At 27.9% G+C, this 20,155-nt stretch carries 17 protein-coding genes, 1 pseudogene and 1 riboswitch; of the genes and pseudogenes, 11 read left to right on the forward strand and 7 right to left on the reverse strand.

Annotated elements, in window-relative coordinates; translation table 11 throughout:
- Both B5D11_RS01900 and B5D11_RS01910 read left to right on the forward strand, forming a co-directional pair.
- Nucleotides 1-537 (forward strand): annotated as a pseudogene (locus tag B5D11_RS01900) (IS3 family transposase); the annotation flags it as partial.
- Nucleotides 538-790: 253 nt separating this feature from the next.
- Complete coding sequence (locus B5D11_RS01910; protein WP_078681364.1) at nt 791-1,282, forward strand: hypothetical protein; 492 nt, start codon at nt 791-793, stop codon at nt 1,280-1,282.
- A 395-nt stretch (nt 1,283-1,677) separates the two neighbouring features.
- Here B5D11_RS01910 and B5D11_RS01915 read toward each other — a convergent pair whose 3' ends face one another.
- Nucleotides 1,678-2,997 (reverse strand): sensor histidine kinase, encoded by a 1,320-nt coding sequence (locus tag B5D11_RS01915; RefSeq protein ID WP_078681365.1) that lies wholly within the window; start codon nt 2,995-2,997, stop codon nt 1,678-1,680.
- A gap of 19 nt (nt 2,998-3,016) precedes the next feature.
- A complete protein-coding gene (locus B5D11_RS01920) occupies nt 3,017-3,679 on the reverse strand; it encodes a response regulator transcription factor (protein WP_078681366.1) in 663 nt (220 codons plus the stop codon).
- 458 nt (nt 3,680-4,137) lie between these two features.
- On the opposite strand from B5D11_RS01920, the gene B5D11_RS01925 reads away from it, so the two are divergent.
- From B5D11_RS01925 to B5D11_RS01950, 6 genes are all read left to right on the forward strand, one after another.
- A complete protein-coding gene (locus B5D11_RS01925) occupies nt 4,138-4,650 on the forward strand; it encodes a GNAT family N-acetyltransferase (protein ID WP_078681367.1) in 513 nt (170 codons plus the stop codon).
- A gap of 443 nt (nt 4,651-5,093) precedes the next feature.
- Nucleotides 5,094-6,056 (forward strand): aldo/keto reductase, encoded by a 963-nt coding sequence (locus tag B5D11_RS01930; protein WP_078681368.1) that lies wholly within the window; start codon nt 5,094-5,096, stop codon nt 6,054-6,056.
- Between the two features lie 93 nt (nt 6,057-6,149).
- Nucleotides 6,150-6,518 carry a MerR family transcriptional regulator gene (locus B5D11_RS01935; RefSeq protein ID WP_078681369.1) on the forward strand — a complete coding sequence of 123 codons (369 nt, stop codon included), beginning with the start codon at nt 6,150-6,152 and terminating at the stop codon, nt 6,516-6,518.
- Between the two features lie 95 nt (nt 6,519-6,613).
- Nucleotides 6,614-6,958 carry a phenylpyruvate tautomerase MIF-related protein gene (locus B5D11_RS01940; protein ID WP_078681370.1) on the forward strand — a complete coding sequence of 115 codons (345 nt, stop codon included), beginning with the start codon at nt 6,614-6,616 and terminating at the stop codon, nt 6,956-6,958.
- A gap of 219 nt (nt 6,959-7,177) precedes the next feature.
- Nucleotides 7,178-7,582, forward strand: coding sequence for a MerR family transcriptional regulator (locus B5D11_RS01945; protein WP_078681371.1), 405 nt, complete (start codon nt 7,178-7,180; stop codon nt 7,580-7,582).
- Between the two features lie 25 nt (nt 7,583-7,607).
- Complete coding sequence (locus B5D11_RS01950) at nt 7,608-9,062, forward strand: MFS transporter (protein WP_078681372.1); 1,455 nt, start codon at nt 7,608-7,610, stop codon at nt 9,060-9,062.
- Nucleotides 9,063-9,141: 79 nt separating this feature from the next.
- Here B5D11_RS01950 and metA read toward each other — a convergent pair whose 3' ends face one another.
- Complete coding sequence (gene metA / locus B5D11_RS01955) at nt 9,142-10,062, reverse strand: homoserine O-acetyltransferase MetA (RefSeq protein ID WP_078681733.1); 921 nt, start codon at nt 10,060-10,062, stop codon at nt 9,142-9,144.
- A 127-nt stretch (nt 10,063-10,189) separates the two neighbouring features.
- Nucleotides 10,190-10,307, reverse strand: a riboswitch (SAM riboswitch).
- A 164-nt stretch (nt 10,308-10,471) separates the two neighbouring features.
- Between metA and B5D11_RS01960 the strand changes: the two genes are divergently transcribed.
- From B5D11_RS01960 to B5D11_RS01970, 3 genes are read left to right on the forward strand one after another with little or no spacing between them, the layout of a single operon-like run.
- On the forward strand, nt 10,472-12,394 hold the full coding sequence (locus B5D11_RS01960; protein WP_078681373.1) for a PrkA family serine protein kinase: 1,923 nt from the start codon (nt 10,472-10,474) through the stop codon (nt 12,392-12,394).
- A 4-nt stretch (nt 12,395-12,398) separates the two neighbouring features.
- Nucleotides 12,399-13,565, forward strand: a complete 1,167-nt coding sequence (yhbH, locus tag B5D11_RS01965; RefSeq protein WP_078681374.1) for a sporulation protein YhbH — start codon at nt 12,399-12,401, stop codon at nt 13,563-13,565.
- 1 nt (nt 13,566) lies between these two features.
- Nucleotides 13,567-14,934 carry a SpoVR family protein gene (locus B5D11_RS01970; RefSeq protein ID WP_078681375.1) on the forward strand — a complete coding sequence of 456 codons (1,368 nt, stop codon included), beginning with the start codon at nt 13,567-13,569 and terminating at the stop codon, nt 14,932-14,934.
- A 93-nt stretch (nt 14,935-15,027) separates the two neighbouring features.
- Here the strand turns inward: B5D11_RS01970 and treR are convergent, their stop codons facing one another.
- The 4 genes from treR to B5D11_RS01990 form a co-directional block, all read right to left on the reverse strand.
- On the reverse strand, nt 15,028-15,741 hold the full coding sequence (gene treR / locus B5D11_RS01975; protein WP_078681376.1) for a trehalose operon repressor: 714 nt from the start codon (nt 15,739-15,741) through the stop codon (nt 15,028-15,030).
- A gap of 36 nt (nt 15,742-15,777) precedes the next feature.
- Complete coding sequence (gene treC, locus B5D11_RS01980) at nt 15,778-17,442, reverse strand: alpha,alpha-phosphotrehalase (RefSeq protein ID WP_078681377.1); 1,665 nt, start codon at nt 17,440-17,442, stop codon at nt 15,778-15,780.
- Nucleotides 17,443-17,541: 99 nt separating this feature from the next.
- Complete coding sequence (gene treP, locus B5D11_RS01985; RefSeq protein ID WP_078681378.1) at nt 17,542-18,969, reverse strand: PTS system trehalose-specific EIIBC component; 1,428 nt, start codon at nt 18,967-18,969, stop codon at nt 17,542-17,544.
- A gap of 295 nt (nt 18,970-19,264) precedes the next feature.
- Nucleotides 19,265-20,134: a fumarylacetoacetate hydrolase family protein gene (locus B5D11_RS01990; protein ID WP_078681379.1), complete on the reverse strand. Its 870-nt coding sequence runs from the start codon at nt 20,132-20,134 to the stop codon at nt 19,265-19,267.
- Nucleotides 20,135-20,155: the final 21 nt, after the last annotated feature.

Below are 20,155 nucleotides of genomic sequence, written 5' to 3' on the forward strand. Positions count from 1 at the left end.
AAGGTGCACAAAGCCAGTTGTAATGAGGAAAAGGTAGATAATATAGTAAATAGAGAATTTGATAATAGAAGTGATCTAGAAATAGTAGTAAGTGATCTTACATATGTTAATGTGGCTGGTAAATGGCATTACATATGCCTATTAATCAACCTCTTTAATAGAGAAATCGTAGGTTATTCAGCAGGCCCTAAAAAAGATGCTGAATTAGTTTATGAAGCGTTTATGAGTACTAATATAAATTTAAGTAAAGTAAAAATATTCCATACTGACAGGGGCAATGAATTTAAAAATAAGATAATAGACGAAGTTATAGAAGCTTTTAAGATACAGCGTTCCTTAAGCAAAAAAGGATGCCCTTATGATAATGCAGTTGCTGAAGCTGGGTATAAAATTATAAAAACAGAATTTGCATTTAATAGAGTTTTTAAAAGCTTGGAAGAACTTAAAAAATAGCTTAGAAGTTATGTACTATGGTATAACAATAAACGTATTCATAGTTCATTAAATTACATGACCCCTGTAGAATATAGATTATAAAAAATGACCGAATAAAAATTGTACAAAAAAGTGTTGACAATCCAAAAGATTAGTAATTAGATCTTCTATCGATAATAATCATTTTTTAATAAAATTATATTAAAAAAATGTGTGTAAAATTTGACGCTTACGATAGCCATAATTAAATATTTTGCAATTTTATCACAATTACCTCAAGATTTAAACAAAATATTTGGATATGATAGAGATGTACCACAGAGATGGTAACTACAATAAATGAGGTGAATTGAGAATGAAAAAAAGAAATATTATAACTGCCTTAGCACTTACTATGGCAATAGGGATGGGGGCAACTGCATATGCTGCATCTGCAGATACTACAGCTTCAGGGGCAACTGCACAAAGATTAGGGCTAGGAAGAATAACATCTATGAGAGGGCACGACTATATAGCTAATATTCTTAAAAGTAAACTAGGCCTATCTGATACAGATATTACAAATTCTATAAATTCAGGTAAAACTCTTTATGATCTAGCAACTGAAAAAGGAATGACTCAGGATGAATTAAAAGCTTATTTACTTGAAGAAAGATCAAAAGCAATAGATGATGCTGTGTCTAAAGGTAGGATTACTAAGGAAGAGGGAGAAAATTTAAAAGCTAATCTAAATACTAATATACAAAATTGCACTGGAAACTTTGGGCAAGGATTAGGAAGAGGACAAGGCCGTGGAATGATGGGTAATGCTCAAGGAAGAGGTTGCTTCGTTACAGCAAACAAATAAATTCATACGTAATATTAACAAGTTTGAGAAAGAGGATGTCATATGACAATCCTCTTTTTACAGTTGATGATTTTTAAACAAATGAGGTGTTTTTGTATTATAGATAGATATATTATTTTTTTTAACAGAACAATATATTTAGTTGTTTTAAAATATCTTTCGTAGGAGAAGATACAATGAAACCTATAAAATCTTTTAAAAGTAAATTTTATAATCAAGAATATAGGAATATATATCTACTATTTATGTGGAATGGTTATTTTATCAAATAATAAATCAAAAATGAATACGGAGATTTTTTGATGCTTACATTAATAGTAGAAATAGTAGAAAATTTATTAGGATATATATGCTATTTTTAATGTGGAGTTAATAATCATAAAACTGACTGTATATTAAACTTTTAAGGTATGCACATTATCTCTTGGTACAATAAAATAGAATTCAGTACCCTCTGCAGCAGAGCTTTGTGCCCCATAATCAAAACCATGTGCTTTTAAAATCTCTCTACAGATTGGAAGACCTAACCCCATGCCACCGCTTTGTGAATTTTTATAATACTTATCCCAGATATCATTTAATAGGTGCTGTTCTATACCTAATCCATAATCTTTTACAGACAGCTTTAGGGATTCATTTGCATAAGATGTATAGATTTCTATTTTGTTATTTTTAGAGCTAAATTTAATTGCATTGTCAATAAAATTGTATAATACTCTCTGAAGATACTTTCTATCTGCATAGATTTCTACAGGGTCAATAGAAATATCAAAGCATAAATTCTTTTTATTAATTATAGGATTAAATTGATTAATGCAATTTTGTACAAGATTAGATAAATCAATAAACTCTTTAGATAGGGAGTAAGCACCATCTTGAAGTTTTGACAGCTGCAGCAAATCCATCACTAGAGAATTCAGTCTATCTACTTCTTTTATAATCTCATCAGCATATTTTTTTGTATCTTTTTCATCAACTATTCCATCTGATACAGCTTCGCTATAGCTCCTAATTACACTTAAAGGAGTTTTAAAGTCATGAGATACATTTGCAATAAAATCCCTTTGAAGCTGGTATTTCTTTTTTAAATCAGCAGCCATTTGACTAAGATTATTAGATAATGTCTCAATTTCATCATTAGTTTTAACGCTACAGTCTACATCAAAGTCACCCTTAGCAATTGAAGAAGCTACCTTTTGTAATTTTAGTATAGGTTTTGTAAATTTTCTGCCTACAAAAGAAATTAAAGGAACTGATATTAAAATTGATAATATGAATATAAAGAATAGAACAATATAAACTACTTTTAAGTAATCTGAAGAATATTTGTTGTTTTGAAAAACTACAATGTCTCCCATATCAGTTTGTAGTTTATAGTACAAAAACTCAGCTCCCATACCATTTTGAAAAACACCTTTTGTTTTAAAGCTATTTTCAGATGCAAAACGTAAAAACGGCATCATACCCATTTTGCCATGAGTTAAAGATGTTATATTATTGCCATCTATTAATATTGCACTTATATTTGTATTATTAATTTGACCATTAATGCTTAAAGAATCATATATATCTTTAGCAGAGGACTCTAAACTGTCATACTGCTGTTTTAGATAATATTTAGATAGAAAAATACTGCTTGCAATAAGGCTTATGGCAACAATTGAAGTAATTATAATCATAAAATATTTTGTTAGTTTTAATGTTATTTTATCCATAAATGCTCCTTTCAAGGTGCTAAGGTACTAGTTTGTATCCAACTCCCCAAACGGTTTGAAGGTGAGTTTCACAAAACTTTATTTTTTCTCTAAGCTTTTTTATATGAGTATCAACAGTTCGAGAATCGCCCATAAAATCATATCCCCAAACTGTACTTAATAGCTGTTCTCTATTAAAAACCTGTGACGTATTTTTACTTAAGAATAGCAGAAGATCGAATTCTTTTGGAGTCAGATAAATAGGTTCATTATTTTCCAGAACTTCTCTACTTTCTTCTAGGATGGTTAAATCTCCAAAACTTAGAGATTTTCGTTCGCTAGCTTTAGTTTTCATTCTTAAATTAACACGTAAAACTAGTTCTCTCATGCTGATTGGTTTAACCATGTAGTCATCAGCACCTAATTCTAAACCAAAGATTCTATCATCTTCCTCTCCTCTTGCAGTAGTTAAAATAACAGGAGTATTACCTATGGACTTAATTTTTCTAAGTAGTGCCCAACCATCTTTACCTGGAAGCATAATATCAAGAATTATTAAATCAAAGATTTCATTAGTTAGTATATCTTCAGCAATTTTACCATCAGAAACACAAACTACATCATAATTTTCTTTTCTTAAATATAAAGTCATTACTTCAGAAAGCTTAATTTCATCTTCAACAATTAGTATTTTTTTATTCATAACAAAACCTGCCTTATTATTTAATAGTATACTAATATTATAATTCTAATTTATATATTTGACTAAAGATTATTTTAAATGTGATGAATTTGTGAAATCTTTTATTAAATAATTTATTATGTATATTATTTACAATTTTGTAAGTGTTAAAAAATCTCTGCATTAATTAATACATAACTTCTAAGCTCTCTTTTAAGTTATTCAAGACTTTTAAAAACTCTATTAAATGCAAATTCAGTTTTTATAATTTTATATGTTGCTTCAGCAACTGCATTATCATATGGACATTTTTTACATATGTAAAGTCACTTATATTGGATAGATTACAATAAATTAGACAATAAATATTTGCTCATGATATAATATAAAAAAATTAATTAATAAAATTAATTTCACGTTTTGTATAATAATATTCTAAAATAAAATATAGGAAAAAATTTATTGTAAAAGGAGAAAAAATGATAAGAGAAGCAAGTGAAAAAGATTTAAAAAGTATTTTAGATATTTATAATGACGCTATATTAAATACAACAGCAATTTATGCGTATAAGATTCAGACTCTTGAGGAGAAAAAACAATGGTATGAAAAAAAGAAACAAAATGGATATCCGTTGTTAGTATTTGAAGAAAATGGTATGGTTGCTGGATTTGCTACATTTGGTCCATTTAGGGAATGGCCAGCATATAAATATACAATAGAGCATTCTGTATATGTTCATAAGGATTATAGAAATCAAGGGATTGCAACAAAATTAATGAAAAAGATAATAGAAATTGCTAATGAAAAAGAATATGCAACACTTGTTGCTGCAATTGACTCGTCGAATAAAACTAGTATAAAAATGCATGAAAAAATAGGATTTAAGTATTCTGGTACAATAAAAAAAGCGGGCTTTAAATTTGGTAAATGGCTAGATCTTGATTTTTATCAATTAAACTTAATAGGGCCTAAAATGCCTTTAGAAGAATAGGAGTTATTTTAGCTATCCAAAGTTTAGCAATGACATTGGTTGAAACAACTTAATTAAATTTTGAAGTTATTATTAAAAAATACAAAAAACATAGCCTCTTATAAAAGAAGATTATAGTTTAATGGCAAGATGGTAAGCCACCCGTTTGGGTGGCTTATAATTTTTGCTTGATTTATAAATTTTTACCTTTTGTATTGATGATACAATGTTTTTTAATATATCTTCATTATAAAGAATAATAAGAATGCTTTCACTTTTCAAATTTTTTAGAAAAAACTATTGACTTAGAGTGAACTCTATGGGGTAAAGTAATAATAAAGTAAAAAAGAAAGGAGAATTGCAAAAATGTTTTTCTAGAAGAAGCATTAGTGTGAATGAATCAGAGAAATAAATTTTCAAATAGGTTAAAAATAATATTTTTTAAAATATGAGGAGAAAATAAAATGGAATATTCAAGATTAGGAAATTCAAACATTCAAGTTTCACGTCTTTGTGTAGGGTGTATGAGCTTTGGTGATCCTAGAAGTAATTTTCACGCATGGACATTGAGTGCTGAAGAGAGTGAGAAGATTGTCAAACATGCTCTTGATTTAGGTATCAATTTCTTTGATACAGCTAATACCTATTCAGCCGGTACTAGCGAAGAGTATTTAGGCCGAGCAATTAAAAACAATGTTGCCAGGGATAAGGTAGTTATTGCTACTAAGGTTTATTTCAATGAGGGTAAGCTCTCAAAAAAAGCTATATTGCGTGAAATTGATGGCTCACTCAAAAGACTGGGTACAGATTATGTTGATCTTTACATTATTCACCGTTTCGATTACAATACTCCTATTGAGGAGACTATGGAGGCTTTAGATAGTCTTGTTAAGGCTGGTAAAGTGAGAGCACTTGGTGCTTCTGCAATGTATGGTTATCAGTTTCATAATATGCAGATTGTAGCTGAGCGAAACGGCTTTACGCCTTTTAGTTCTATGCAGAACCACTATAATCTGCTTTATCGTGAGGATGAGCGAGAACTGATTCCAATTTGTAAGCAGCAAAATGTAGCACTTACTCCATACAGCCCTCTTGCTGCTGGTAGGCTTTCCCGTCTTGAGTGGAAGGCTGATACGAAGCGTAGTCAGACAGATAAAACAGCAATTTCCAAATACGATAGTACACAAGAAACTGATTATCCTATAGTGCTTCGGGTACATGAACTTGCTAAAAAGTATGGAGTGACAATGACTCAAATTTCTCTTGCATGGCTGCTTTACAAGGGAGTGACTGCTCCAATTATCGGAGCAACAAAGGCAAAGTATTTTGATGATGCTGTTGGAGCGTTAAATGTAAAGCTTACTAATGAAGACATAGATTACCTTGAAGAACTGTATGTTCCACATAAAATAGTCGGTGCAATATAACATTTGATTTTAGATAAAGGTTTTAATGATTGTCTTGAGAGGTTACCTTATGAAGAGTATAATAGATTTAAATAATGTAAGGAGGTAAATCCAATGACGATTTCAGAAGTAAGTGTGAAATTTGATATTTCACAAGATACACTTCGTTATTATGAACGTATTGGTCTAATTCCACCTGTAAATCGCAATAAAAGTGGAATTAGAGATTATAAAGAAGAAGACTGCAAATGGATAGAATTTATAAAATGTATGAGAGGTGCAGGACTTCCTATTGAAGCCTTGATTGAATATGTTAATCTGTTTCAAAAAGGTGATGAAACAATTGAGGCAAGAAAAGAACTTTTAAATGAACAGCGTAAAAAACTTATAGCCAAAATAGAGGATATGAAAAAAACATTGGAACGTTTGAATTATAAAATTGCAAGATATGAAAAAATAGTAATTGAAAAAGAAAAAAAGTAAAAAAGGTTTGATAATTAATTATTATTGTAAATAGTTATAGAATATTTTTATTATGGTAAAATATCTTTATAAAATTTTAAGAAAGGATGATTGATATGCCATTTATAAATTCAAAAGTAACAGTTAAACTTTCTGATAGGGAAAAAGACTTATTAAAATCTAAAATGGGAGAAATTATAAAAGAGTTTCCAGGTAAAACTGAAGAATGGTTAATGGTTAGTTTTGATGATGATAAAAACATATACTTTAAAGGACAAAAGATGGAATATGCAGCTTTTGTTGAAGTTAAAATACTTGGAAGTGCTGAAAAAAAATATAAAAATAAGGTTGCAGATTTAATAAGCAGTCTTTTTAAAGAAACACTTAATATTCCCAAAGAAAGCATATACATAACTTTTGAAGAAATAAAAGATTGGGCATGGAATGGAGAACTTCTTTAATAATTATTTATTTTAAATTTAAGACGGTTGCAATTATAACTGATTTTTGTAAAATGTAATAATTGCCAACCGTCTATTTTGTAATATAAGTTTTTAGTAGAAATCATAAGAAAGAATTAAAAAATAGCTAATTTTTCTTCTTATTTTGTCAAAAATACTTTACCATGGGAAAACTATAACATTGACGTAAATGTTATAATGATAAAAGGAGGAATGAATATGGATAATAAATATTATCAAATTGAAGAGGTAGCAGCCAAAACAGGTCTTACTAAAAGAGCCATACGTTATTATGAAGATATTGAACTTATAAAACCTATTAGGACTAAGTCTTTTTATAGACTTTATACTGATGAAGATATAGAAAATATATTGAGGATTAAGGATTTAAAAGGTAAACTTGGTTTTTCTCTTAATGAAGTTAAAGATATATTTGAGCTTGAACTTGATATAAAAAGTATTTTTAAAGGTGAAAAATATGATCATGATTTTATAGAAGACTCTATAAAAAAAATTGAAGGACAATTAAAGATTATTGAAGAAAAAGAAGAAACGTTGAAAAAAGTGAAAAATAAATATATAGAAATTTTAGAAAAACTTTTAACAATCAATTATAATAAATAAATTATACAAAAATGGAGGTAATAAGATGAAAAAAGATAATTATAAGTGGGTTGCACTTTCGTGTACTACGATAGGTGCACTTTTTTCTGTGTTAAGCGGAAGTACATTAATGATTGCACTTCCTGTTATTATGAAAGATTTAAATGCAAGCATGGGAATTGTTACATGGATTCTTATGGGGTACATGCTAGCTATGACTATATTAGTACCTTCAATAGGTAGAATAGCAGATATGTTTGGGAGAAAAAAGCTTTATGTGAGTGGTTTTGCTTTATTTACATTTGCTTCATTTTTATGTTCAATATCAAAAACAGGAATACAGCTATTAATATTTAGAATGATTCAAGCTATAGGTGGATCTTTAATGGTTGCAAATAGTACAGCTATAGTTGCAGATGCCTTCCCTAAAAAAGAACTTGGAAAAGCCTTAGGTATTAATAGTATGATTATAAGTATAGCTTCTATTATTGGGCCAATTTTAGGTGGATTTCTAATAAGCATTGGATGGAGAAGTATATTTTATATAAATATTCCAATAGGAATTATAGGAACACTATGGGCTGCTTTTCAATTAAAAGAAACTGCTACAATTTCTAAAAAGCATAAATTTGATTTTAAAGGTACGCTGACTTTTTCTTTTGGTATGTTGGCATTATTAGTTGCTTTAAGTTTTGGAGGATTTATTGGATGGGTTAATATAACTGTAATAAGCCTTATAATAGTTTCTATAATATTATTGGTGTTATTTGTATATATAGAAAACAATACAGATGAGCCAATGCTCGATTTAAGGCTTTTAAAAACTAGAGTATTAGCTTTTGCATATACTAGTAATCTTTTAAATGGAATAGCAAGAGGAGCAGTTACATTTTTATTAATTTTTTTCTTTCAAGGAGTTAAGGGGATTGATCCTATTGTAGCTGGAATGTTATTAGCTCCATTAGCTGTATCTATGATGATTGTATCTCCAATTAGTGGATATTTATCAGATAAATATGGTGCGAGAATTTTAAGTTCATTAGGTTTGCTTATTTCTGCGGTAGGTCTTTTAGGTATGATGTTTATAACAGAAAATACATCAACATTTGAAATTATAATTTGGATGCTTATAATGGGATTTGGATCAGGAATGTTTTTTTCTCCAAATACAAGCTCAATAATGGGTATGGTACCAGCTGATAAAAGAGGTATAGCAGCAGGATTAAGAACAATGGCTAATAATGCAGGTAATGTATTAAGTATAGCAATTTCAATGGCTATAGTATCTTCAAGTATATCACAAGAAGCAATGCAGGCATTGTTTGTAGGTACACAGGTAGGTTCTAAAGGTATTGCAGTCGATCAATTTGTATTAGGACTTAGAACTGCATTTACAATATCTTTTATTTTTAGCATTATAGCAGCTGTAATTTCTTATTTAAGAGGTAAAGAACCAGATTGGGAAGAAGAATTAGAAGAAGAATTAGAAAAAGCACAATAGTATACAATATAATTTAAAATAAAAAAGCACCAGTTTAATAAAAGTCTATTTAAACTGCTGCTTTTTTATTTTAAATTATTTAATTATTAAGCTTACTTAAATCATAAGGTGTATTTTGATAAACATAATAATTAAGCCAATTTGAGAATAATAAATTAGCATGACTTCTCCATTTAACTACTGGCTTGTTTAATGGATTATCATCTGGAAAATAATTTTTAGGAACTTTTATATTAAGGCCTTTAGCAATATCGCGATCATATTCTGCTTTTAATGTTAAAGGATCGTATTCTGAATGACCTGTAACAAAAATTTGTCTTCCATTTTTATTTGCAACTATATATACGCCAGCTTCGTCAGATTCTGACAATATAGATAATTCAGGAATTTTCTCAATATCTTCTTTTCTTACTTCAGTATGCCTAGAGTGTGGCGCAAAAAATTTATCATCAAAGCCTCTAAGTAATGGTATATTTTCCTTTAAAATCTTATGCTCGAATATACCAAACATTTTTTCTTTAAGAGCATATTTTGGAATATTATAATGATGATATAATCCAGCCTGAGCACCCCAACATATATGGAATGTAGAATATACATTATGTATACTCCAGTCCATTATATCTTTTAATTCATCCCAATAATTAACCTCTTCAAAAGGCATTTGTTCGACAGGAGCACCTGTAATGATTAATCCATCAAATTTTTGATCTTTTATTTCATCAAATGTTTTATAAAATGTCATTAAATATTCTTCTGAAGTATTTTTAGAAATATGACTTTTAGGATGTAATAATTCAACCTCAATTTGTAAAGAAGTATTAGCAATAAGTCTTAAAAGTTGAACTTCTGTGGTAATTTTAGTAGGCATAAGATTTAAAATAGCTATTTTTAAAGGACGAATATCTTGATGAAAAGCCTTGCTTTCAGGCATTACAAATATATTTTCATTATATAAAATTTCAGCAGCTGGTAAATCGTCTTTTATTTTTATAGGAATAGTAATCACCTCTCAATTCTGTTTGCTTTTGTAACCACATTAAACATAAAAAAGTAAAAAAAATAAAGGTTAGCTTTCTAAGACAGGAAAACCAACCTTGAAAATATAATTTTCATTATTTGCTGATTTCCTATCTTTCAGAATAAATATAATTTATTCTGCAGGAATTGACACCGATGCATTATAAGTATAATGCCGGTTGTCGAGCTTCATAGGGCCAGTCCCTCCGCTTCTCTAGATAAGAACATTAAATTAATAAATATTCAGATGAAAACATCTTACATTATAGAGGTGAAATTGTCAATAGTAATACATTTTAAATTTTTATTTTAATTTATGAAATTAAAGTCATAAAATACCGTCATTGAAAAATAAAATATATTAAACATAATTTTTGGAGGTACCATATATGGATTTTAAGGAATTAATAAATAATGATAGAGAGCAACAAAAGAAAAATAAATTTGAAGGTACCATGCTTGACTATCTTGAGATAGTCAAAGAAAACCCTGATGTAGCAAAACTTGCACATAAAAGAATGTATGACATTATTATGGAAAAAGGCTTTGAAATACTAAAGCCTGAAGAAAATCAAAGAATTAGAAAGATATATGGCAATGAAACAATAAAACGCTATAATTTTTTTAAAGATGATTTTTTTGGAATAGATAAAGTAATTATGAAGCTAGTAAATTATTTTCATGCTGCATCTATGAAAGGTGAGGAGTCAAGACAGGTATTATATCTTGTAGGACCTGTAGGTGCTGGTAAATCTTCTATTGTAGAAGCTTTAAAAAAGGCATTAGAATCTGCACCACCTATATATTCGATTAAAGGTTGCCCTATGTCAGAAGAACCACTACATTTAATTCCAAAACATTTAAGAAAGGAGTTTGAGGAAATTTTAGGGGTTCAGATAGAAGGAGATTTGTGTCCTGTATGCAGATATAGATTGCTTAATGAATATGATGGACAATTTGAAAAAGTTCCTGTAGTAAAAAATACATTTTCTATAAGATCAAGAAAAGGAATAGGAGTTGTTCCTCCTGTTGATCCTAATAATCAAGATACTTCTATACTTACAGGCTCTATAGATATATCTAAAATGGATATGTATCCAGAGGATGATCCACGTATTTTTTCATTAAATGGTGCTTTTAATGTAGGTAATAGAGGTATGGTTGAATTTATAGAGGTGTTCAAAAATGATGTAGAGTATTTGCATACTATAATAACTGCTACTCAAGAAAAATCTATACCATCTCCAGGGAAAGGTTCAATGATATATTTTGATGGAGTTATTTTAGCTCATTCAAACGAAGCTGAATGGAATAAATTTAAGTCAGATCATACAAATGAGGCTATTTTAGATAGAATCGTTAAAATAGAAGTTCCTTATTGTTTAGAATTAAATGAAGAAATAAAAATATATGAAAAGATACTTAAAAAGAGTAATTTTAAGGCACATATAGCGCCACATACTATAGAAACTGCAGCTATGTTTGCTGTACTTTCAAGACTTACACCTTCTGCTAAAGTTGATCCTATGACAAAGTTAAAGATTTATAATGGTGATGAAATAGTAGAAAAGGGAACTACTAAAAAGATAGATATAGAAGAACTTAGAGAAGAAGCTGGTATGAGAGAGGGCATGAGTGGTATTTCAACAAGATTTGTTATTAAAGCTATAGATAATGCTTTATCAAATTCAGAGCATAATTGTATAAATCCTCTTAGTATTATGGAAAGTATTATAAAATCAGTTAAAGAACTTGATATAGCAGAGGATGAAAAAAAGAAATATTTAACATTTGTACAAGATACTATTAGAAAAGAATACAATAAAACATTGGAAAAAGAAATTACTAAAGCTTTTATAATTAGTTTTAAAGAACAGGCAGAAAGTTTATTTAATAACTATATCGATAATGCTGAAGCTTATGTAAATAAAACAAAGCTTAAAGATAAATCAACAGGAGAAGAACTTCAACCAGACGAAAAATTTATGAGATCTATAGAAGAACAAATAGGTATAGCAGAAAGTTCTGCAAAGGGATTTAGAACTGATGTAACTTCATATATGTTTTATGTTGTAAGAAAGGGAGGAAAGATAGATTATACTTCTTATGAACCTCTTAAGGAAGCTATTGAAAAGAAACTTATGGCTTCAGTTAAAGATTTATCAAGAATAATAACAAAGTCTAGAGTGAGAGATAAAGAACAAGAATCAAAATATAATATTATGGTAGAAGAAATGAAGGAAAATGGATATTGTGAGCATTGCTGTGATGTTATATTAAAGTATGCAGCTAATAACCTATGGAAGGATTGATATTATGGCTATTTTTAAGGAATATAGTCCAGTAGATCATGATAGATCCATAGAAGATAGGAGACGACATAGAGAGCTTATTGAGAAATCTATTAGAGATAATTTGGGGGATATATTATCTGAAGAAAGCATTATAGGTGAGGGGAAAAATAAAAAAATAAAAATACCTGTTAGAGGAATTAAGGAATATCAATTTATTTATGGTAAAAATGCTCCAGGAGTTGGAAGTGGAGATGGAACTGAAAAAAGAGGGGATAAAATAGGAAGTGATAAAAGCGGTGAGGGAAAAGGCAGCGGTAGAGCAGGTAATGAAGAAGGAGAAGATATATATGAAACTGAAATTTCGATAGATGATGTTTTAAATTATCTTATGGAAGATTTAGATTTACCTGACCTTGATAAAAAGAAATTTTCTGAAATTTTATCAGAAAATGCAACTAAAAGATCCGGTTATCAAAAGCATGGTATAAATCCAAGACTTGCTAAAAAAAGAACTGTAATTGAAAAAATTAAAAGGGAACAAGGGAAAAAAAGGGCACTTAAAGAAGCAGGAATAGAAGAAAAAATAGAAAGATTCCCATTTAAAGAAGATGATTTAAGATACAACAGAATGAAAAAGACAAAAAAGAAAGAATTTAATGCAGTAATATTTTGTATAATGGATACCTCTGGATCTATGGATAGTACTAAAAAATATTTAGCTCGATCATTTTTCTTTGTATTATCAAGATTTATAAGAATGAAGTATACTAATGTGGAAATTGTATTTATAAGTCATTCTACTACAGCAAAGGAGGTTAATGAAAACGAGTTTTTTCATAAGGTTGAGTCTGGAGGAACTTATATATCAAGTGGGTATATAAAGGCTTTAGAAATTATTGAAGAAAGATACAATCCGAACTTTTGGAATATATATACTTTTAATGTTAGTGATGGAGATAATTGGACAGAAGATAATGAAAAAGCAATAAAGGTTGCAAAGCAATTAACGGATTTATGTAATATGGTTGCTTATGCAGAAATTATGCCTAGTTTTTATTCAGCAAATCTTAAAGATAGATTTTCTAAAGAAATAGATAATAAAAAATTTATTTCAGTATCAATTAAAAAAAAGGAAGATTTATGGAATGCCCTCAAAGGTATTTTAAAAAAAGAAATAAAGGAGGGCTAAAATGGAATATACTATTAAAGATTTAGAAAAGTGGAATGAAAAAATAGAAGCATTAGCTAAAAATATGGGACTTGATTTTTATGAACAAGAATTTGAAATTATTAATTATAATGATATGTTAGCTTATGAGGCTTATGTTGGTATGCCTTCAAGGTATCCTCATTGGAGCTTTGGAAAATCATACGAAAGAAATAGAACAATGTATAAATATAATCTTACAGGGCTTCCATATGAAATGGTTATAAATTCCAACCCTTGCTTAGCATATTTAATGAAAGATAATACATTATTGCTTCAAATTTTAACTATTGCTCATGTTTATGGTCATAATGATTTTTTTAAAAACAATAGGCTTTTTAAAGAAGGAACTTATGCTGATTATACTATTGAAATGTTTAAAAGTCATGCTGATAAAATAAGAAGTTATATAAATGATCCTAGTATAGGATATACTAATGTTGAAAGAGTATTAGATGCTGCTCATTCTATAAAGCTTCAAATTTCAAGGGTACCAGGAGAAAAGAAAATAAGTAATGATGAAATTGCTAAAAGAATTATAGATGACTATAAGAAGAAATGTGAAAAAAGAGATATTCTTAAGCCTTATGTAAAACCTGAAGAACCTGATATAAATAAGGTTCCTTTAGAACCTGAAGATGATATATTGTATTTTATAATGCAATATGGAAATCTTGAGGAATGGGAAAAAAATATACTTGAAATAGTAAGGGAAGAAACTTTATATTTTATTCCTCAGATAGAAACAAAAATAATGAATGAAGGCTGGGCTAGTTATTGGCATTACAATATATTAAAAAACCTTCAACTTTCAGATTCATTTTATCTTGAATTTATAAAAAGACATAATGATGTAATTACACCTTGGCCAGGAGGATTGAATCCTTATTATTTAGGATTTAAAATATTTCAAGATATTGAAAAAAGATATGGAAGAGATAAAATATTTGAAGTTAGAGAACTTGAAAGAGATTCATCATTTTTAAGAAGATATCTTACTGAAGAACTAAGTGAAGAAATGAATTTATTTGAGTATGTAAAAAAAGGCAACGATTATGTTATTGAAGAGGTTTCTGACGAAAAAGGCTTTATTGAAATTAGAAATGTACTTAGCTCAAGTTGTGGTATGGGATCAGTTCCCGTTATGAAGATAATTGATATGAATATTAAAGATAGAACATTAACAATTGAACATGTATTTGACGGAAGAGAACTAAATTTAACTTATGCAGAAGCTACATTAAAATATATTCAAAAATTGTGGGGACATAATGTAAATCTTTTAACTAAAATTAATGGAAATAATATAAAATTAAATTGTAATGGAGATAAAGTAACATTTATGGCTTAAATTTTAAGTAAAAATATGTTTAAATAAAATATTATCTAATATGGGAATATCTCATTTTTGGATATTCCCATTACTATTTTTATATTTAATAATTTAATAAATTCTTCTAGCAAAATCTACAAACCTAAATTTGTCTGGTCTGTGTCTAGATTCAGTATATTGAAATAAATCTGCATTATCTAAATAAGTATAATTTTTTACAACTACAATCATATCATAATTTTCTAAGTCTAAATATTTTTTATCTTCTTTTGAAGCTTGTTGCATTGTAATTTCTTTTTTTGCAAAGCTGATTTTAAGACCTAAATCATTTTCGATGTATTCATATATTGAGTTTTTACAAATATCTTTAGTTAATAAAGGTACATATTTTTTGTTTAAAAAATCTTTATCTAAAATAATTTTTTTATTTTCTATTTCTCTTACTCTTACAACTTTCCAAACATCATCATCTTTAGATACATCTAGATGTTTCATTAAATATTTATCAGGTTTAATTAATTCTAATTCTTCTACAATTGTATTTGATTTTATACCAAGTTTTAAAGATAGTTCCTTAAAACTTACTAATCCTGAAACAGGAAAGTCAAATTTATTAAAATCTAATACAAAAGAACCAACTCCATTTATTTTTTGGATATATCCATTTATTTCTAACAAGTTTAAGGCTTTTCTTACTGTATCTTTAGAAACATTATAATATGCCATTAATTCACTTTCAGAAGGAAGCTTTGTTTTTGATTCAATTTTACCGCTTTTTATTTCATTAACAATTTCATTATAAATAGTTAAATATTTTCTATTCATATAGTCATCACCAAAGATATTGTATCATTTATTATGTTATCTCTCAAGGTGATATACAATTGATTCATAAGGTCTTAACTTTATTTCTTTAAAGTCAATAGAAGAATCTTCATAATTAGAAATTAAAATTTTACTTTTATATTCATCAAAATTTATATAAGAAGGAAGTTTAAAAGTAGTTTCAGTTCCATAAAAATTATTTATTACTAACAATTTTTCATTTTTATATGTTCTAATATATGAAAATATTTTATCATGTTCTTTTAGTATTAGTTCAAAATTACCGTGAGAAATAATATCATAATCTTTTCTTAATTTAATTAATTTCTGATAGTGATAAAATATTGAATTTTTATCATTTAAAGCTTTTTTTACATTAATTTCTTTATAATTTTGACTTACTGATATCCATGGGGTTCCAGTAGTGAAGCCAGCGTTATTATCATCATTCCACTGCATAGGAGTACGAGAGTTATCACGTGATTTTTGTTGTAAAATTTTTATTATATTTTCTTCATTTATTCCTTGCTTTTTTAAAATATTATAGTAATTAATTGATTCTACATCTTTATATAAATCAATTTTATCAAAATATGGATTTGTCATTCCAATTTCTTCACCTTGATAAATATAAGGTGTTCCTCTTAACATGTGTATTGCAGTTGCAAGCATTTTTGCTGATTCAACCCGATACTTTTTATCATCTCCAAAACGAGATACAATGCGAGGTTGATCATGATTACACCAAAATACAGCGTTCCAGCCATTTCCTTCTTGCATTCCAACTTGCCAGTAATCGAAAATTTCTTTTAATTTTTTAAAATCAAAATCCATTAATGTCCATTTATCTCCATTTTTATAATCAACTTTTAAGTGATGAAAATTAAATACCATTGATAATTCTTTTTCATTTGGGTTTGAATATTTAATACAGTTATCTATTGTTGTTGATGACATTTCACCAACTGTAATAATATCTTTATATTTACCAAAAGTTTCTTTATTTAATTCTTTTAAGTATTGATGAATGTGTGGACCATCTGTATAAAAACGGCGTCCATCGCCTTGTAAATCATCTTCATATTTATCTGGTTTAGAAATTAAATTTATAACATCAAAACGGAATCCTTTAACTCCTTTGTTAATCCAAAAGTTAACTACATCAAAAATTTCTTTTTTTAAATTTTTATTTTTCCAGTTAAGATCTGCTTGAGTAACATCAAATAGATGAAGATAATATTCATTAAATTCTTTTACATATTCCCAGGCAGATCCGCCAAATTTTGATAACCAGTTTGTTGGTTCTTTACCATTTTTAGGTTCTTTGAATATATAATAATTTTTATATTTTTCATTTCCATTTATAGCTTTTTTAAACCATTCATGTTCTGTTGAAGTATGATTAAATACCATATCAAGCATAACATCTATACCATATTCATTAGCTTTACATACCATTTCTTCAAAGTCTTGCATTGTTCCAAAACGTCTATCGATTTTGTAATAATCAGAAACATCATAGCCATTATCCTTTTGAGGAGAAACATAAAATGGAGTTAGCCATATATAATCTACTCCTAATGTTTTTAAATAATCAAGTTTATTGGTTACACCTTTTAAATCACCAAATCCATCACCATTAGAATCGTTAAATGATTTAGGGTATATTTGATATATTACACTTTTTCTAAAATCTTTCATGACCATTGCTCCTTTAATTAAATTTAATTAAATATATTGAAGAAAAGGAAGGATAATAAAAATCCTTCCTATATTTTAATTTTATTAATAAATAATTATTTACATATCTTTTTTCTTTGCTAATTTTGTCTTAGAAAAGATATTAGTTAATACAAATGGAATAACAATTGCTACTAACATTGCAATAGCAAAAACAAACATATGCTGTGGTTTTATAGACAATATACCTGGCAATCCACCAACTCCAATTGAATTAGCCATAACACCTGAAGCTACTGAAATAACAGATGCAATTGAAGAACCAATCATAGCAGCTAAGAATGGATAAATATATTTTAAATTTATACCAAACATAGCTGGCTCTGTAACACCTAGGTAACAGGAAATTGCAGCAGGAATAGATACTTGTTTTTCTTCTTCATCATGTCTATTAATAAATATCATAGCTAAAACTGCAGAACCTTGAGCAATATTTGATAAAGCAATCATTGGCCATAAGTTAGTGCCCCCCAGTTGTCCCATTAATTGTAGGTCTATAGCATTTGTCATATGATGTAGTCCTGTAATTACAAGTGGTGCATAAGTAAATCCAAATAAAGCAGCAAATAACCATCCAAATGATGATGTTAAACTTGAGTATACAATAGAAGATATTCCTTTACCTATTGCCCAACCTAATGGTCCTAAAACAATATGTGCTATTAATACAGTTGGAACTAATGATAAAAATGGAACTACTATCATTGATATATATTCAGGTACAATTTTACGAACATTTTTTTCTAATATTGATAAAAGAAATCCTGCTAAAATTGCTGGTATAACTTGTGCTTGATAACCTATCATTTGAACTTTTGCAAATCCAAAATCCCAAACTGGAATTTTATCAACAGGTGTACTAGCAACGGCATAAGCATTTAATAATTGAGGAGAAACTAATGTAATACCTAAAATAATACCTAATATTTGAGTTGTGCCCATTTTTTTAGAAATTGACCATGTTATTCCAACTGGTAAAAAGAAAAATATAGCTTCACCAATTAACCATAAGAAAGAATGAACTCCAGCCCAAAACTGTGATATTTGCGTTAAAGTTTTTGTTCCTCCTTCAAATAATTTGATATCTCCAATTATATTACGAAATCCTAATATTAAACCTCCAACTACGAGAGCGGGAATAAGAGGTGTAAATATTTCTGCTAAATTAGCAAGTAATCTTTGGATAAAATTCATATTACTTTTAGCTGCAACCTTTGCAGCTTCTTTACTAACGCCATCTATACCAGATATTTCTATAAAATCATTATAAAATACAGATACTTCATTGCCTATTATAACTTGAAATTGACCCGCTTGGGTAAAAGTTCCTTTTACAGATTTTATACTTTCAATTTTTTTGACATCTGCTTTTTTGTTATCTTTTAATACAAAACGCATACGTGTTGCACAATGGGATACTGCAGCAATATTTTCTTTACCACCAACATATTCCAATAATTGTTGAGCATCATTAAAAAACTTAGACATATTGAAATCCTCCTAATTAATAATTTAATTATTTTAACATTAATAATTTAGCAATCAAACCTATACGTAAAGGTACCTTTGTTTTAATTATAAACCTTTACGTATAGGTTCGTCAATACGATTTCACAACATTTTTTGATAAATATCAACATCTTTTGTGCTTTTAAGTAAAAATTTATTATTTTTATTAGAATATATTTAGTTTTCATTTGTTTTAATGTTGATATCTATAATAAAAAAGAATTTGTTTTAATTACAAAATTAAAACAAATTCTTTTTTAAACTTTTAATATTTTTATATAGATTTTACAGTATTAATTAAAGTGCCTATTTTTTCAATATAACATTCAACAATATCTCCATCTTTTAAAAGCTTAGGGGGATCAAAGCTTAGACCAACACCACTTGGAGTCCCTGTACAAATTATATCACCAGGTTTTAAAGTAAACCCTTTTGATAAATCGCTTATTATATAAGGAATATCAAAAATTAAATTCTTTGTGTTTGAATTTTGTCTTATTTCTCCATTTACTTTACATGTAATATCAAGTTCTACTGGGAAAGGGATTTTACTTTTATGAACTATTGAGGGACCTATAGGGCAGAATGTATCTAAACTTTTTGCTTTAAACCATTGATTATGCTTAACTTGAAGATCTCTAGCAGATACATCATTAACTATAGTGTATCCAAATATATAATCTTCTGCATCTTCTTTGTTTATGTTTATACCTTCTTTTCCTATAACTATAGCTAATTCTGCTTCATAATCTACTTGACTTGTAACATTTTTATAAAATTTAATACAATCATTATCACCTATAACAGATCCATTAGATTTAGTAAAATATATTGGTGCATTTGGTATAAATGTGTCTGATATTTTAGTTGTCATTAATTCTTTTGCATGATCTTCATAATTTTTGCCAAGACATAAAATATGTCTTTTAGGATGAGGAATAGGGGCAAGTAATTTTACTTTTTCTAATGGAATATAATTATAATCATTTTTATAAATAATGTTTTCAAATTTTTTTAAAATTTCTTCATTAAAATTTTCAATCAAATCAATCATTGAATTATATTTTTCAAGATGTATTATTCCGTTTTCAGTTAATATTCCAACATTTTCTTTATTATTATAATAATAAGAAATAAATTTCACAATAAAATCTCCTTTTAAATA

It is taken from the genome of Clostridium sp. USBA 49 (assembly GCF_900167505.1).
In the GTDB taxonomy this organism is placed as follows: Bacteria; Bacillota; Clostridia; order Clostridiales; family Clostridiaceae; genus Clostridium_AT; species Clostridium_AT prolinivorans.